Below are 15,215 nucleotides of genomic sequence, written 5' to 3'. Positions count from 1 at the left end.
AGGCGCGATCTTCGGTGCGCCAGCGACGTCAGCTCGAAAAGTCGAGCCCCATCTCGCGGTAGCGCTCGGGATCGTCGCCCCAGTTCTCACGCACCTTGACGAACAGGAAGAGGTGAACCTTCTGCTCGGCGGCCTCGGCGATCTCGGCGCGCGCTGCCTGGCCGATCGCCTTGATCACCTCTCCCTTGTGGCCGATCACGATGCGCTTCTGGCTGTCGCGCTCGACATAGATGGTCTGCTCGATCCGAACCGAGCCATCGGGACGCTCTTCCCACAGCTCCGTCTCGACGGTGCTGGCATAGGGGAGCTCCTCGTGAAGCCGAAGATAGAGCTTTTCGCGGGTGATCTCGGCCGCGAGCTGGCGCAACGGCAGATCGGTGATCTGGTCTTCCGGATAGTACCATGGCCCCTCGGGCAGAGTTGCCGCCAGATAGCTCATGACGTCGTCGCAGCCCGAACCGTTGAGCGCGGAGATCATGAACACGCGATCGAACGGAATACCCTTGTCGGTGATCTCCTGGGTCAGCGCCAGAAGACGCTCGCGCTTCATCCGGTCGACCTTGTTCAGAAGCAGCGCGACCGGCTGGCGCACCTCGCGGAGACGGGAAAGGATCATCTCCACCTCGTCGGAGATGCCGCGATCGGCATCCACCAGCGCGAGCACAACGTCCGCGTCCTTCGCGCCGCCCCAGGCGGTGCGCACCATCGCCCGATCCAGCCGACGCTTCGGCTTGAAGACGCCGGGCGTATCGACAAAGACGATCTGGGTGCGATCGCGAATGGCGATGCCGCGCACCAGAGCCCTGGTCGTCTGGACCTTGTGGGTGACGATGGAAACCTTCGTTCCGACGAGCTGATTGACGAGAGTCGACTTGCCGGCGTTGGGCGCGCCGATCAGGGCGACGAAGCCCGAGCGCGTCGGCGCGCTCTCACTCTGCGTCACGCCTTCTTGCCCCGTATCGCTCTCTTCGCTCACGTTTCGTCCTTCCAGACACCTTCGCGCAGAAGCACGGCCGTTGCCGCGTCCTGCTCTGCCAGTCGCTTGGAGCGTCCCGCCCCCTCGCCCGGCTTCACCCCGTCGATAACAACCCGCACCGTGAACATCGGATCATGGTCGGGTCCGGTTCGATCCACCACCTCATAGCGCGGGGTTTCCGTCGTCTTGAGGTGCGCCCATTCCTGTAGCGCGGTCTTGGCGTCGCGTCGCGCCGCGCTCGATCCGGCCAGACGGCTTTTCCAGAAGCGCTCGATGAAGTCGCGCGCCGCATCGAGGCCGCCATCAAGATAAATGGCGGCGATCAGCGCTTCGACCACGTCGGCGCGGATATTCTTGCTCTGGGAGCCCTTGATCCGTTTCACGTCGCCGCCGTGGCGGATGAAGTCGGCAAGGCCGATCTCCTCGGCGATGTCCGCGCAGGCATCGGCCGAGACCAGCGAATTGAGGCGAAGCGAAAGATCGCCCTCGGCCGCGTGCGGGAACATCTCGAACAGCCGTTCCGCGATGACGAGGCCGAGCACCCGGTCGCCCAGGAACTCCAGCCTCTCATAGTTCTTGGCGGTCGAGCCAGCCTTCAGGCTGGCGTGCGTCAGCGCGCGCTCAAGCCTGGCCTTGTTCGAAACCGTGATGCCGATACGCTTTTCGAGATCTGTGAGAGAGTGTTCTACCCGAGCCATGTGAAGATGCGGCTCGGCCTGAGTTCGGTCGGCCATTTCCAAATTTCAAACGGCGAATCGTCGCCTTCGATCGAGAAAAAGATCACTCGGGCTTTGCCCACGAGGTTCTCAAAGGGCACGTAACCGACATCAAAGCGGCTGTCGAGAGAGTTGTCCCGATTGTCGCCCATCATGAAGTAATGTCCGGCGGGCACGAGGAATTCGCGCGTGTTGTCGGCGGTCGAGTTCGGATTGAGGTCAAGCGTGATGTAGGAGACGCCGTTCGGCAGGGTCTCACGATACTGCTGCACCTCTGTTCCGTCGTCGGCGATGAACATGCCGGCCGGCTCGCGCTTCACCGGCTCATCGTTCAGGTACAGAACGCCGTTGCGCATCTGCACCCGATCGCCGGGCAGCCCGATCAAGCGCTTGATGTAGTCGGTGTCGACCTCGTTCGGCTTGCGGAAGACGACGATGTCGCCCCGCTCCGGCTCTGACGCCAGGATGCGGCCCGAGAAGAGATCGGGCGAGAGCGGCAGAGAGAAGTGGCTGTAGCCGTAGCTCCACTTGCTGACGAACAGATAATCCCCAACCAGGAGCGTCGGCATCATCGAGCCGGACGGAATCGAGAAAGGCTGAAACAGGAAAGTGCGAATGACCAGCGCCAGGAGAAGCGCCTGCACAATCACTTTCACAGTTTCGCCGAAACCGCCCTTTTCTCTGCGTTCGGCCTGCTCGACCATGCGAAGTCCTTCTCTATAGCGTCGCCGCACCGTGCCTGCGGCCTTCTAGCGGCTCCCGCGCAAGGGAGCAACGTGGAATGAACCGGCGATTTTCTCTTCAGCGCTTGGGAAGCGCCTCGATGATCACAAAAGCCTGCGCCCACGGATGATCGTCCGTGATGGTCACGTGTATTGCTGGCTCGTGCCCCGCCGGAACGAGTTTGGTGAGCCGCTCCAGAGCCCCACCGGTCAAAGCCATGGTCGGCGCGCCCCATGGCTGGTTGACCACGCCCATGTCGCGCCAAAAGACGCCTTGCGAAAAGCCCGTCCCGAGAGCCTTGGCGCAGGCTTCCTTGGCGGCAAAACGCTTGGCGTAGGAGGCCGCGCGCATCCGGCGCCTTTCCGACTTCGCCTCTTCGACCGGGGTGAAGACGCGCTGGATGAAGCGCGCGCCATGGCGCTCCAGCGCGCGCTCGATACGCCGAATGTCGATGAGGTCGCTGCCGATGCCAACGATCATGGTGCGGGATCCGGGTCGAGAGCCGCGATATTCGCCACGCCGCCTCGTCGCGCCAGGATGCGGCGCGCGCGATGGCGGCGAAAGCGCCTCACCGCCCAATAGACGATGCCATAAGCGATGAGCGCAACCACTCCGCCTTCAATGAAAGCGCCGATCAGCATCGGTTTCAAGAGCGGCTGCCAAAGAGCGAAGAAGTCGAGATGCCGAAGAAGATGGCCGAAGTTCTCCGGCGCCCTGGAAAGAATGTCGGGCGCAAGAACGAGGCGCCCGATCTCATAGGTGGAGGCCCAGATCGCAGGAAACGTCACGGGGTTTCCAATGACGGTGCCGAGAGCCGCGGCGGCGAGATTGCCCGCCAGAAGGTAGGCGATCACGAACGACATAACGAAGTGGAAGCCGATAAATGGCGTGAAAGAGGCAAACACGCCTGCGGCGAACCCTGCCGCGATCGCATGCGGCGTCGCGTTCAGCCTCAGGACGCGCTTCTTGAAATAGCTGAACGAGCGCTGCCAGGATCGCCGCGGCCACATCATGACCTTGACCCGTGACCAGAAATCTTCCGGCTGCCTTCGCCGAAACAGCATCGAGTCTGCGCCCCCAATTACGACACACGACGAGCGGACGCCCCGAAGGGAATATCAGCAGCTCGTTCGCCACAAGACGATACTGGCCCTGGAGGTTGAAGCTCCTGGTTGGCCGATATCACGACGACCCTGCCATACCTGGGTAAACGTCTCGTGGCACCCGACCCAGATCTTCACGATCCAGTCGGTTCCCGCGCGTCGACGTTAGGAAGACCAGCATCTGTCGTTCGTAGGAGCGCTGTAGCCACCAATTGCGGCAGCATCAACCATTTACGCGAATTGCCTCGGTCACAAACGGTTTGGAGCGAAGTTGATTGACCGTGCGGTTGAGGTGCTGAAGGTCCCAGACCTCGAGATCGATCATCATCGACGAGACGTCGGGCGCTGTCGTCACCATGGAAAGGCCGTGGATATTGGCGTCGTTGGCGGCGATCGTTTCCGCCACGCCGGCCAGGACACCCGGCTCGTTGATGGCCGATACCCTGACCCTCGCCGGAAAGCGCGTGGTGGTGCTTTCGTCGATGTCCCAACGCACGTCCACCCACCGGTCCGGTTCGTCGTCGAAGGCGACCAGCGCCGGCGACTGGATGGGATAGATGGTGATGCCCCGCCCCGGCTCGATGATGCCGACGATCCGATCGCCCGGCACCGCCCCGTCGGGACCAAAGCGCACCGGCAGATCGTCGCCCGCGCCTCGAATGGGAATGGCATGCTTGTCGTGAAGATCGGGATGTCGATTGCGCCCGGGCAGCTTAAAGATCATCCCGGCTGCCGTGCGCAGGTTGAACCACCCGTCCTCCTCGGGCCGAGCCGGCGATTTGGTCGCCCGGTTGTCCTGGAAATCGGGGTACACCGCCTTGAAGACATCGGCGGACACCAGATCGCCGCGCCCGACCGCGGCCAGCGCGTCCTCGATCTCGCGATAGCCCAGCTTGGAAACGAACGGCTTCAGCCCTTCCCGCGAAAACCCCTTGCCGGACCGCGCGAACGCGCGCTCCAGGATCTGCTGGCCCAGGCCCGAATACTGCCGACGAATGGAATTGCGCGTGGCGCGGCGGATCGCCGCGCGTGCCTTGCCGGTCACAGCCACATTTTCCCAGGCCTGCGGCGGGGTCGCAGCCTTGGAGCAGATGATTTCCACCTCGTCGCCGTTGGCGAGCTCGGTCATGAGCGGCATGATCCGCCCGTCGATCTTGCAGCCGACGCAGGTGTCGCCGATGTCGGTATGAACCGCGTAGGCGAAGTCGATGGGCGTCGCACCGCGCGGAAGCGCGATAAGCCGGCCCTTCGGCGTGAAGCAGAAGACCTGGTCCTGGAACAGCTCCAGCTTGGTGTGCTCGAGAAACTCCTCAGGATTGTCGCCTTCCGTCAGGAGATCGATCGTCTTGCGCAGCCAGGCATAGGCGTTGGACTCGTTGGAGTGTGGGCCGCGCAGCTGCCCGTTCACCGTGTCCTTATAGATCGAATGGGCGGCGATGCCGTATTCGGCGATCTCGTGCATCTCGTGGGTGCGGATCTGCAGCTCGACACGCTGGCGGGACGGCCCGACGATCGTCGTATGGATCGAGCGATAGTCGTTCTGCTTCGGGGTCGAGATGTAGTCCTTGAAGCGTCCCGGCACGTTGGGCCAACTGCGATGGACGATGCCGAGCGTTCGGTAGCACTCGTCCTCGGTGGCGACGAGCACCCGAAAGCCGAAGATATCGGACAGCTGCTCCAGCGACATCGCCTTGCGCTGCATCTTCGAGAACACCGAATAGGGCTTCTTCTGGCGCCCGGAGACCTCTGCCTCGATGCCGTTTTCCTTGAGCTTCTGGGTGAGGTCCTCCTCGATCTTGGCGATCGTGGCGGCATGGCGCTCGCGCAGTTCCTCGAGACGCGCCGTGATAGTCTGATAGGCCTCGGGATTAACGTGTCGGAACGCGAGGTTCTCGAGCTCCTCGCGCATGTCCTGCATGCCCATGCGCCCGGCCAGGGGCGCATAGATATCCATCGTCTCCTGGGCGATCCTGAGGCGCTTCTCCGGCTTCATGTAGTGGAGCGTGCGCATGTTGTGCAGCCGGTCGGCGAGCTTGACCAGGAGCACCCGGATGTCGTCGGCGATAGCGAGCAGCAGCCGGCGCAGATTCTCCGCCTGCTCGGCCTTCTTCGAGACGAGGTCGAGCCGCTTCAGCTTGGTCAGGCCCTCGACAAGCTGGCCGATCCTGGCGCCGAAGAGCTGGTCGATCTCCTTGCGTGTCGCGTCGGTATCCTCGATCGTGTCATGCAGGAGCGCGACGGCAATGGTCGCCTCGTCCAGGTGCATGTCGGTGAGGATCGCCGCCACTTCGAGCGGATGGGAGAAATAGGGATCGCCGCTCGCGCGCTTTTGCGAGCCATGCTTCTGCATGGCGTAGACATAAGCCCGGTTGAGGAGACCCTCGTCGAGGTCGGGCTTATAGGCGGCCACTTTCTCGACGAGTTCGTATTGGCGCATCATCGCTGGAGAAACGACCCATCAAAGCAAAAGGGACGGCCCGGCCGAGCCGAACCATCCCTCAATATATAAGCTGCGTCGCCGTCGATCCGAAAGTCTCGGCGGCCCCTGTCATCAATACTCGTCGTTCTTTTCAGGCGGAACGAGGCTTTCGATACCGGCTAGCAGCTCCTCCTCCGACATGCGGTCGAAAGCGAGGTTTTCGTCGGGCTCGTCGGCCGCCGCCTGGGTGCTCTCAGCGGTGATCTGAGGCACACCGGCCGTCGGCTGCGCAGGTGCTTGCGGCTCCGGCTCATCCACCTCGACATGCTTCTGCAACGAGTGGATCAGCTCTTCCTTCAGGTCCTCGGTCGAGACCGTCTCATCGGCGATCTCGCGAAGGGCGACCACGGGATTCTTATCGTTGTCGCGATCGATGGTAATCGGTTGCCCCTGAGAGATCATGCGCGAGCGGTGGCTCGCCAAAAGCACGAGCTCGAACCGATTTTCGACCTTGTCGACACAATCTTCTACGGTGACGCGGGCCATGCCTGTCTCCTCGAATGCGACTTGCAAAAAGCTTGAAGCCGCTCATGTAACCGTTCCGCGCGCCCCGCACAAGACCGCCCATCGCCAACGAACTCGCGGATGCCCGGAATTTCTTCGCTATAGCGGCAGTACGCACCATCATGTTGGCACGAAGGCGGCTTATGATTATGCTCATGTCGGCAGGATGCGGGCCCGTCCACACGACAGCCCGCCAGCGGCCTGCCCAACGCTCATCCGACCGGATAGAATAAGAAAGACAAACATGTTCGATGCGCGCGAGAAAATCGCACTTTTCATTGACGGGGCTAATTTATACGCGGCTTCAAGAAGTCTCGGGTTCGACATCGATTACAAGAAGATGCTGACCGCCTTTCAGCGACGCGGCTACCTTCTGCGGGCCTATTACTATACGGCTCTTATCGAAGATCAGGAATATTCCTCGATCCGACCGCTGATCGATTGGCTCGACTATAACGGCTATCACCTCGTCACCAAGCCCGCCAAGGAATTCACCGATCAGGCCGGGCGCCGAAAGGTGAAGGGCAATATGGACATAGAGCTCTGCATCGATGCGATGGAGCTCGCCGAGACCGTCGATCATTTTGTGCTGTTCTCCGGCGACGGCGATTTTCGGCCTCTGGTCGAAGCACTCCAGCGCAAGGGCCGCAAGGTTTCGGTGGTGTCCACCCTCGCCACTCAGCCACCGATGATTTCCGACGAGTTGCGGCGCCAGGCCGATCATTTCATCGATCTCCAGGCACTAAAGAGCGAAATCGGGCGCGACCCGGCGGAGCGCGAGGCGCGCCTTGCCCGGCGGGCAGAAGCCGATGCGGATGCGGACGAGGATCTGTGACGGTCGACGCTTTTCGCCAGATTTCAGCAGATCAGGCGGCCGCGCCGACGGAGCCGCCGCCCGATTGCCCGCTCTGTCCAAGGCTCGCGGCCTTCCGCCAGGAATGGCGGACGCGCGAGCCGGATTGGTTCAACTCGCCGGTGCCCGCCTTCCTTCCGGTCGACGGCCCCGACGCCGTGCGCATCGCCATCGTTGGATTGGCGCCGGGATTGCGCGGCGCCAATCGCACGGGCCGGCCGTTTACCGGCGATTACGCCGGTGATCTTCTCTATCGCACGCTGGCCCGCTTCGGTTTTGCCAACGATCGCTTCGATGCTCGTGTCGATGACGGGCTCGAACTGTACGATCTGGCGATCGTCAATTCGGTGCGGTGCGTTCCGCCAGAGAACAAGCCGACAGGAGCCGAGATCAACACCTGCCGGCAGTTTCTCGTGCCTAATCTCGCGACCTTCGGCAACCTTTCAGCGATCGTCACGCTGGGGCGCATCGCCCATGAATCGGCCGTGCGCGCGCTTGGCGCCAAGCCGTCCGCCGCGCCGTTCTCCCACGGGGGCGAGCACGAGATCGGCGGCCTTCGGCTTTTCTCCAGCTATCACTGCTCACGCTACAACACGAACACCGGACGCCTGACCGAGGAGATGTTCACCTCCGTCTTTGCGGCGGCGGCGGCGTTCCTGGGCAAATAAACTCAGCCTTCGCCCTCCAGGGGCGGTGGCGCCAGTGCGCTGGCCGGCGCGGCAATGGTGCATCGCAGCCCGTCTTCCCGAAACTCCATCTCGGCGCGCCCACCCAGTTCTCCCGCCAGCGCGCGCTCGATCAACCGAGAGCCGAAGCCCCGCTTCGACGGAGGAGCGACCACCGGCCCTCTGCTCTCCTGCCAGATGAGAACGAACGTCCTCTTCTCCTGATCCACGCTCCAGCGCACGGAAACCCGACCCGTTTCGTTGGAGAGCGCGCCGTACTTGGTGGCGTTGGTGAAGAGCTCGTGGAGCGCAAGCGCAAGGCTGACGGCGATCTTCGGCCTGATCTTCATATCGCGGCCGTCTATGTCGAGCCGATCGCTGGTGTGATAGACGCCGATCTGATCGGCGATGATCTCCGATAAGTTGGTTGCGTTCCAGTTCGATGCAGTGAGGAGATCGTGAGCGCGAGACAGCGCCGCGATGCGGCGCTCGAACTCCCGGCGGGCGGTTTCCGTGTCGACATTCCCGCGGAAGGTTTGAGAGGAGATCCCTTGCACCACGGCGAGGGTGTTCTTGACGCGGTGGTTGAGCTCATGGAGCAGCAGGGATCGCTGCGCCTCGACCTGTGCGTCTTCCGTGATGTCTCGCACAATTCCCGAGCCCTCGACCAGCTGGTCCGATTGGTCCCGCTGAAGCAGACCGCGGACCGATATCCGAGCCTGCGAACCGCTGGGCCGTCTAATGCGGCACTCGAATCTGAGTTCGCGCCCCTCGGCGGAGGGATCCGCAATCGCCTGAGACACCGTCGCCAGATCTTCCGGCAGAATCAGACTCCGCTGCGTCGCCCAACTCGCGACGCAGCTCGGCGACAGGCCGAAGATCTCGCGACTTCTCGGAGAAAGCTGCAGCAATCGCGAACGCTGGTCCCATGACCAGTTGCCCAGCTTGGCCACATCGAGCGCGATACGCAGTTGTTCCTGCTCCTGCCTGAGCTCGTCCTCGGCCATCTTGACCGGGTGGATGTCGGTCGCCGTGCCGAACCAGCGGACGACCGCACCATCCTCGCCTTTTTGCGGGACCGCCCGGCTGACATGCCATCGCCAGCTCCCGTCCCCGCGCTGCACCCGATGCTCGCAGAAATACTCCTCACCCGTCGTAACAGCCGTGGACCATGCAGCCACTGTCTTCTCCAGATCATCCGGATGAACGACCGGTGCCCAGATGAAGCTGCCATCCGGTAGCTGGTCTATCCCTGAATATTCCTGGAAACGGCAATTGTAGTAGTCGACCGTTCCGTCGCCCAAGGCGGTCCACACCAGCTGGGGCATGGCGTCAGCCAGATGCCGAAAGCGGCTCTCGCTTTCGCGTAGCGCCGCGTCACCAATTGCCTTATGGCAGCTTTCGTCGCTGGCGCGAGCGCCATTGGCAGCCGCGCCTTCGGATCGCTCTGACAACCGCTCCCCTATCGCGACAGCCTCAGAAGATAAGTCTCTGCGCGAGAGACTGGCGCGCGCGTCCGCGTCGAGCGCGATCAGGGCGCCGTCCAGACGCACCGCGCCTCCCCGCTCGTCCCTTTGGATCGCTGCGCGAAGCATGATTGGCCGCGATGCGAGCCCCGCTATCTGACCCCGACACCCCGCCTTGAACGAGTGTCCCAGCCGCAATGCGGCACCCAACCGTGCCCTGACCCACGGGCGGTCGGCGGGATGGATCAGCGCAAGCAACGCATCAAGGCGTTGTGGAACAGCAATGCCTGAAAAGAAGAGATGCGTTTGCCCAGACCAGGAAAGCCGATCCTCGGCAACATGCCAGGTCCAAAACGCCAAATCCGGAATAGGCGGCGAACCCACATACGAATTCGGAGAAAATACATTGATTTCCTCCGGTCCAGAAGTGTCGATGCGAACGCTATTTATTGGCAAGACGTCACCCGCCGCAGGAACTTCTAATAAATTCATCCCGCGCCTCACTTCATGGACCCAAGAGCCCCAAGCAAATCATGGGCAAATCAATTTGCGCTATCTTTTACCATGTTCGGAAATTAACAGAAACTGAACAAGAAACTACTTGGCCACAAGCGCGGTCATCGGCTCCAATCAATTTGGACGCTTGCGACCACCCGGTATACGAGAGAGTCTGGGCAATCAGCCCTCGCGACGCGTTCAAACCTGCTCCCCCGAACAGGCACCGCAACGGAACAGCCGCCAGCGAACCGCTCCCGTTGAGGAAGCTGTCAGTGCAGATCAGGACGAAGACGGAGCCAGCGCGCCACGTCCTCCGCGTTCCTGTCCGGCGGAAACACGGGATAGAACACCTTCTCGATCCGGCCCTCCACGGCAATCACCGTCAGACGCTTCAGCAGAACCTCGTCGTCGGCGGTGAAGGTCGGCAGGTCGAGGAGAGCCTGCAGCTCGCCGCGAGAATCCGACAGCAGCGGAAACGGCAGCTGCAAGCGTTCCGCCGCCTCCTTCTGATAGGCCGTCGTCTGCGTCGAGACGCCGAACAGGTGATCCATCCCCAAGGACTTGAGTTCCTGGGAGAGGTTGCGGAAGGAGCACGCCTGCGGCGTACAGCCGCGCGCGCCGGGGATATCGTTCCAGCCCCCTGGCAGGGCACAGCCGGGCCGCCCGGTCAGCGGATAGGCATAGAGCACCGTGATGCCCTTGCACTGGCTAAGGTCGACCATGGTTCCGTCGGTCGCCGGCAGCTCGGTCCGCGGCAGGAGCATTCCCAGAAGATGGCTGGCGCCACCGTCGTCGCGCGGCGCCTCCAGATTGTCGGGAAGCTTGGTGAAGTCGCTCATGGTGTCCTCCCCGGCTGATTTGCCTCTCAGGCATGGTCGTGCGGAATGCCCAGGAACGCAACCCGCTCCCCGCGAAAGACAGCAGATGGAGGACTGTGCAGAGCGCCCTTATCAGCAGGCGCCAGGAGCGTCGTCGTTCAGCCGTGCTCCCGCAGGACGCGCTGCTTCTGGCGGTTCCAGTCGCGCTCCTTGATGGTCTGGCGCTTGTCCGGCGCGTTCTTGCCCTTGGCCAGTGCCAGGGCGAGTTTGGCCCGCCCGCGATCGTTGAAGTAGATGCGCAGCGGCACCAGCGTCATGCCATCCCGCTGCACGGCGCCCGCCAGCCGGTTGAGCTGGGTGCGGTGTACCAACAGCTTGCGCCGCCGCTTCGGCTCATGATTGAAGCGGTTTCCCTCGAGATATTCGGGGATGAAGGAGTTGATCAGCCAAAGCTCGCCCCCCTCCTCCGTCGCGTAGGATTCGGCGATCGTCGCCTTGCCCTGGCGCAGCGACTTCACCTCTGTTCCGGTCAGGGCAAGTCCCGCTTCGAGCGTATCGATGATCTCATAGTTATAACGCGCCTTGCGGTTCTCCGCGGCAACGTTCGATCGGCTGGTCTTGGTCTTGGCCATTTAGTTTCGCATTGCAAATGAGGGATGCCGGCGTCTTCCGGTCTGCCGGAAAGACAGAGAAGAGATAGGGACTGCGCCGGCACCTGAAAATCCGTGCACGGGATTTCAGTTGATGAGCCCGGCATGCCGCAAGGCGGCGTCAATCGTCTTCTCTGTCGTCTCCGCGACAGGAACGAGAGGTGAGCGCAGATGGTTCTCAGCCCATCCGAGGCGAGACAGCGCATATTTGGCGCCCGCCGGATTCGGCTCGATGAACATCGCCTTGTGAAGCGGCATCAGACGATCCTGGTAATCCAGCGCCGCCGCATAGTCGCCCCGGGCGCAAGCCGCCTGAAATTCGGCGCAAAGCCGGGGCGCGACATTGGCCGTCACTGAAATGCAGCCCACGCCGCCATGGGCGTTGAAGCCGAGAGCGGTTGCATCCTCACCGGAAAGCTGGATGAAATCGGGCCCGCAGGCCGCGCGCTGCTCCGACACGCGGTCCAGCTTGGCCGTTGCGTCCTTCACCCCGACGATATTGGGAAAGTCCGAAGCGAGCTGACCCATCGTCTCGGGCGTCATGTCGATGATCGAGCGCCCCGGAATGTTATAGATGAAGATCGGCAGGCTGACGGCCTTGGCGATCGCCGCGTAATGAGCGTAAAGGCCCCGCTGGTTCGGCTTGTTGTAATAGGGCGTGACGACCAGCACCGCATCCGCGCCCGCCTGTTCGGCGAAGCGAGCGAGATCGATGGCCTCGGCCGTGTTGTTGGAGCCCGCGCCCGCGATCACCGGAACGCGCCCCTTGGCCGTCTCGATGCAAAGCGCCACCACGGCCTTGTGCTCGTCGTGGGTAAGGGTAGGAGATTCCCCCGTCGTGCCCATCGGCACAAGCCCGTTGGAGCCCTCCGCGATCTGCCATTCGACGAAGGCGCGGAACGTCGCCTCGGCGAGAGACCCGTCTTCGGCGAAGGGCGTCACCAGCGCCGTAATTGATCCCTTGAACATTCTTGCCTCGCTCGCGTTGACGCGCCCTCTGTCCGTGTGTCTTTTCGCGCAACCATCGGCCTCGATCGCTCTGGGGCCAGTCCGGCCTTTTGCCATATGGGTGCCGCTTTCGCGGCGACCATATACCAACCGGCGCAGATGGAAAGTCGGTAGGTGGCATGCGGTGCGCTGCCGGGGCGCACCCGTCGAACTTCGGAAAATGACTTTCCCGAACGGGCCGTCACATTTGCGAGGCAATGACTTTCCGTCGCTGCCAAAAATATGCATTTTTACGAAGTTTTCACCTAGATCGTGGGACATTCGGAACAGTTTCTTCACCAAGAACGGATTGGCGGCGAAGGCCGCCCAGTGGAAAGGTGATCATGTCTGCAAAGGCGTTGACCCGGCTTATCTTGCGCGCCGGAATGCTGGCCTCTCTGGCCACGCCCTGCGTGGCAGCCGAGGTGCAGCTGCCTGCCGCCGGCCCGATCCCGACGGCACGGCCCTACGGCAATCCCCCCGCGGCTCAGGTCGACCCGGCGCGCTTCGGCGGCTATGCCGTGCCGGCCAATCCCCTGATTCCGCGCCCGGCGCCGGCTCCGATGGCTCGGCCCGCGCAGGATCAGACGGCGTCCATCGCGTCGTTCGCCGCCCCTCGCTCCAGCGGCATTTCGGCCATGGCCGGGAACCTGCATTCAGGGCTCGATGCGCTGAACAAGGAAGACGTCGTCAGGGCGCGCTCGATCCGGGAAGGTCTCCTGCCTGGCTCGCTGGATCGGCATATCCTCTCCTGGGCCATCGCGCTCCACGGCGGCCCCGACGTTCCCTCCTACGAGATCGCGAGCACGGCCCGCGAGCTGGCGGACTGGCCGGGGATGAAGACCCTTCGCGCCAATAGCGAGCGCGCGATCTATCGCGAGCGTCCGGACGCTCGCACTGTCATCGCCGCGTTCGCCAACAGCCGGCCCGAGACCGCGGAGGGCGCCATGGCGCTCGCTCGCGCATTCCTGGAAGTCGGCCAGGCCGGCAAGGCGAAGGCTCTCGTCTCCCGCGTCTGGCGTGAGGACGATTTGGACACGTCCACCGAATCGGCCATGCTCCAGACGTTCGGGTCCATCCTGACCCAGGCGGACCACAAGTATCGCATGGATCGCCTGCTCTACGCCGACCGCGTGACGCAGGCTGGTCGGGTGGCAAAGCTCGCCAACGCGGAATCGCTTTACAGCGCACGGGCGGCGGCGATCCGAGGCGACAAGAACACGCCGCAGCTCCTCTCGCGGGCCAGCCAGTACTGGCGTTCCGATCCTGGCTTTCTGTTCGCCCAGGTCGAATATCTGCGCAAGGCCGGCAAGACCGAAGAGGCAGCCCGCGTTCTGCAGCAGGCCCCGCGCGACGCGGCGCAGCTGATCGACCCCGACGCGTGGTGGAACGAGAGGCGTATCGTCTCCCGCGATCTCATCGACGATGGCGACCCGCGCACCGCCTATAGGGTGGCCGCGTCGCATTCGGCGGAAAACTCCTCCGAGGCGGCGGAAGCGGAATTTCATGCCGGCTGGTACGCGCTGCGCTTTCTGAGAGATCCCGCGACCGCAAGCCGGCACTTCGCCCAGATTGCCCGATTCTCGACGATGCCCTTGTCGCTCTCGCGCGCCTATTACTGGCAGGGCCGGGCGGCGGAAGCCGGTGGCCCCGGCAACGCCCGCTCCCTCTACGCCCAGGCGGCCCGCTTCGGCACGACGTTTTACGGACAGCTCGCGGCCGCCCGGCTCGGCGCCCGCCCTGCCGACGTCGTCTATCCTTCTCCATCGGATGCGGAGCGGCGGCGCTTTGCCTCGCGCGAACCGGTCCAGGCGATCAAGCGACTTGAATCGGTCGACTACGACAGCCGCGCCACCCTCCTCTATCGCGGTCTCGCGGACGAGCTGACCAATCCCGGCGAGCTGGCGCTTCTTTCCGCCATGGCCGAGCGGCGGGGCGACCACTACCTATCGCTGCGCATCGGCAAGCAGGCGAGCTGGCGCGGGATCGATGCGCCCGCGCTCGCCTTCCCGGTCGGCGTGATTCCCTCCGACGCGCGGATTTCCGCGGCGGGGAAGGCTCTCGCCTACGCCATCGCCAGGCAGGAAAGCGAGTTCCGGGCCGACGCCCGCTCACCGGCGGGGGCACTCGGCCTGCTCCAGCTTCTGCCAGGCACGGCGAAGACCATGGCGCAGAAGGTGGGTGTGCCCTATTCCCTCGCGCGCCTCTCCTCCGATGCCGGCTACAACGCCACGCTTGGCAGCCAATATCTCGGCCAGCAGATCGATGATTTCGGCGGCTCCTACATCCTGACCTTCATCGCCTACAACGCCGGACCGCGCCGCGCCCGCGAGTGGGTCGAAAGATTCGGAGATCCGAGGGGCAAGTCGCTGGACGAGGTGATCGACTGGATCGAGCGCATTCCCTTCACCGAGACCCGCAATTACGTTCAGCGGGTGATGGAGAACTACGAGGTCTACAAGATGCGCCTTGGCGCCGGCTTCGACATCGAGCGCGACCTGCGCTTCGGCCGCGCCGGCTGACGAACTTCCGACGCCCGGCTTGCCTCATGGGGAGTAGGGCTTTTTCGGCGTCGTCAGGAGATGACGCCGGCCCCCTCCTGAGGCCTGCAAAATCCATCATGCGCCATCACGGCGGGCGTGAGGTAGGGCGATCGTGATCGATCGCATTACCCACCGAACACAGGCGCGCCTGGAGGAAGGCGCGTCGCCTCGTCGCATTCGGGAAATGCGCGACCATTCGCCCACAGTGTAGCTGTCTCCGGGCGACGAGCCTAT

The 15,215-nt window shown here is 63.3% G+C and carries 14 protein-coding genes; 3 read left to right on the top strand and 11 right to left on the bottom strand.

Annotated elements, in window-relative coordinates:
* Positions 1–28: 28 nt before the first annotated feature.
* From era to rpoZ, 7 genes are all read right to left on the bottom strand, one after another.
* Positions 29–976: a GTPase Era gene (gene era / locus B5D38_RS19795; protein ID WP_425349347.1), complete on the bottom strand. Its 948-nt coding sequence runs from the start codon at positions 974–976 to the stop codon at positions 29–31.
* The gene (gene rnc, locus B5D38_RS19790) at positions 973–1,674 is read right to left on the bottom strand and encodes a ribonuclease III (protein ID WP_078710243.1); all 702 of its coding nucleotides are present in this window, start codon (positions 1,672–1,674) and stop codon (positions 973–975) included. Before rnc ends, era begins: the two co-directional genes overlap by 4 nt.
* The gene (lepB, locus tag B5D38_RS19785) at positions 1,662–2,396 is read right to left on the bottom strand and encodes a signal peptidase I (protein ID WP_078710186.1); all 735 of its coding nucleotides are present in this window, start codon (positions 2,394–2,396) and stop codon (positions 1,662–1,664) included. The genes rnc and lepB overlap by 13 nt, the downstream gene beginning before the upstream one ends.
* 97 nt (positions 2,397–2,493) lie before the next feature.
* Complete coding sequence (gene acpS / locus B5D38_RS19780) at positions 2,494–2,895, bottom strand: holo-ACP synthase (protein WP_078710185.1); 402 nt, start codon at positions 2,893–2,895, stop codon at positions 2,494–2,496.
* Entirely contained in the window at positions 2,892–3,479 is a 588-nt protein-coding gene (locus tag B5D38_RS19775) for a DUF2062 domain-containing protein (protein WP_078710184.1), read from the bottom strand. Before B5D38_RS19775 ends, acpS begins: the two co-directional genes overlap by 4 nt.
* 262 nt (positions 3,480–3,741) lie before the next feature.
* Positions 3,742–5,958, bottom strand: coding sequence for a RelA/SpoT family protein (locus B5D38_RS19770; protein WP_078710183.1), 2,217 nt, complete (start codon positions 5,956–5,958; stop codon positions 3,742–3,744).
* 111 nt (positions 5,959–6,069) lie between these two features.
* Positions 6,070–6,483 (bottom strand): DNA-directed RNA polymerase subunit omega, encoded by a 414-nt coding sequence (rpoZ, locus tag B5D38_RS19765; RefSeq protein WP_078710182.1) that lies wholly within the window; start codon positions 6,481–6,483, stop codon positions 6,070–6,072.
* 262 nt (positions 6,484–6,745) lie between these two features.
* Here rpoZ and B5D38_RS19760 point away from each other — a divergent pair, with 262 nt between their 5' ends.
* Together B5D38_RS19760 and B5D38_RS19755 are read left to right on the top strand one after the other, a co-directional pair.
* Entirely contained in the window at positions 6,746–7,336 is a 591-nt protein-coding gene (locus B5D38_RS19760; RefSeq protein ID WP_078710181.1) for a LabA-like NYN domain-containing protein, read from the top strand.
* The gene (locus tag B5D38_RS19755) at positions 7,333–8,022 is read left to right on the top strand and encodes a uracil-DNA glycosylase (protein ID WP_116002863.1); all 690 of its coding nucleotides are present in this window, start codon (positions 7,333–7,335) and stop codon (positions 8,020–8,022) included. The genes B5D38_RS19760 and B5D38_RS19755 overlap by 4 nt, the downstream gene beginning before the upstream one ends.
* Positions 8,023–8,024: 2 nt before the next feature.
* On the opposite strand, the gene B5D38_RS19750 is transcribed toward B5D38_RS19755, so the two are convergent.
* The 4 genes from B5D38_RS19750 to dapA form a co-directional block, all read right to left on the bottom strand.
* A complete protein-coding gene (locus B5D38_RS19750) occupies positions 8,025–9,473 on the bottom strand; it encodes a sensor histidine kinase (protein WP_207553002.1) in 1,449 nt (482 codons plus the stop codon).
* Between the two features lie 779 nt (positions 9,474–10,252).
* The gene (locus B5D38_RS19745; RefSeq protein WP_078710179.1) at positions 10,253–10,822 is read right to left on the bottom strand and encodes a peroxiredoxin; all 570 of its coding nucleotides are present in this window, start codon (positions 10,820–10,822) and stop codon (positions 10,253–10,255) included.
* A gap of 137 nt (positions 10,823–10,959) precedes the next feature.
* Entirely contained in the window at positions 10,960–11,433 is a 474-nt protein-coding gene (smpB, locus tag B5D38_RS19740; RefSeq protein WP_078710178.1) for an SsrA-binding protein SmpB, read from the bottom strand.
* 105 nt (positions 11,434–11,538) lie between these two features.
* On the bottom strand, positions 11,539–12,420 hold the full coding sequence (gene dapA, locus B5D38_RS19735) for a 4-hydroxy-tetrahydrodipicolinate synthase (protein ID WP_078710177.1): 882 nt from the start codon (positions 12,418–12,420) through the stop codon (positions 11,539–11,541).
* A gap of 362 nt (positions 12,421–12,782) precedes the next feature.
* Between dapA and B5D38_RS19730 the strand changes: the two genes are divergently transcribed.
* Positions 12,783–14,960, top strand: a complete 2,178-nt coding sequence (locus tag B5D38_RS19730) for a lytic transglycosylase domain-containing protein (protein WP_078710240.1) — start codon at positions 12,783–12,785, stop codon at positions 14,958–14,960.
* The last annotated feature ends 255 nt before the right edge of the window (positions 14,961–15,215 follow it).

The sequence above is a fragment of the Consotaella salsifontis genome, assembly GCF_900167365.1.
GTDB lineage: Bacteria > Pseudomonadota > Alphaproteobacteria > Rhizobiales > Rhizobiaceae > Consotaella > Consotaella salsifontis.
This window is presented reverse-complemented; position numbering and strand designations above follow the sequence as displayed.

Excerpts from the sequence above, each read along its gene's own strand:
- rpoZ (WP_078710182.1), bottom strand. The coding sequence starts at position 6,483 with ATGGCCCGCGTCACCGTAGAAGATTGTGTCGACAAGGTCGAAAATCGG.
- B5D38_RS19760 (WP_078710181.1), top strand. The coding sequence starts at position 6,746 with ATGTTCGATGCGCGCGAGAAAATCGCACTTTTCATTGACGGGGCTAAT.
- B5D38_RS19775 (WP_078710184.1), bottom strand. The coding sequence starts at position 3,479 with ATGCTGTTTCGGCGAAGGCAGCCGGAAGATTTCTGGTCACGGGTCAAG.
- rnc (WP_078710243.1), bottom strand. The coding sequence starts at position 1,674 with ATGGCTCGGGTAGAACACTCTCTCACAGATCTCGAAAAGCGTATCGGC.
- acpS (WP_078710185.1), bottom strand. The coding sequence starts at position 2,895 with ATGATCGTTGGCATCGGCAGCGACCTCATCGACATTCGGCGTATCGAG.
- dapA (WP_078710177.1), bottom strand. The coding sequence starts at position 12,420 with ATGTTCAAGGGATCAATTACGGCGCTGGTGACGCCCTTCGCCGAAGAC.
- lepB (WP_078710186.1), bottom strand. The coding sequence starts at position 2,396 with ATGGTCGAGCAGGCCGAACGCAGAGAAAAGGGCGGTTTCGGCGAAACT.
- B5D38_RS19745 (WP_078710179.1), bottom strand. The coding sequence starts at position 10,822 with ATGAGCGACTTCACCAAGCTTCCCGACAATCTGGAGGCGCCGCGCGAC.
- smpB (WP_078710178.1), bottom strand. The coding sequence starts at position 11,433 with ATGGCCAAGACCAAGACCAGCCGATCGAACGTTGCCGCGGAGAACCGC.
- B5D38_RS19770 (WP_078710183.1), bottom strand. The coding sequence starts at position 5,958 with ATGATGCGCCAATACGAACTCGTCGAGAAAGTGGCCGCCTATAAGCCC.
- B5D38_RS19730 (WP_078710240.1), top strand. The coding sequence starts at position 12,783 with ATGTCTGCAAAGGCGTTGACCCGGCTTATCTTGCGCGCCGGAATGCTG.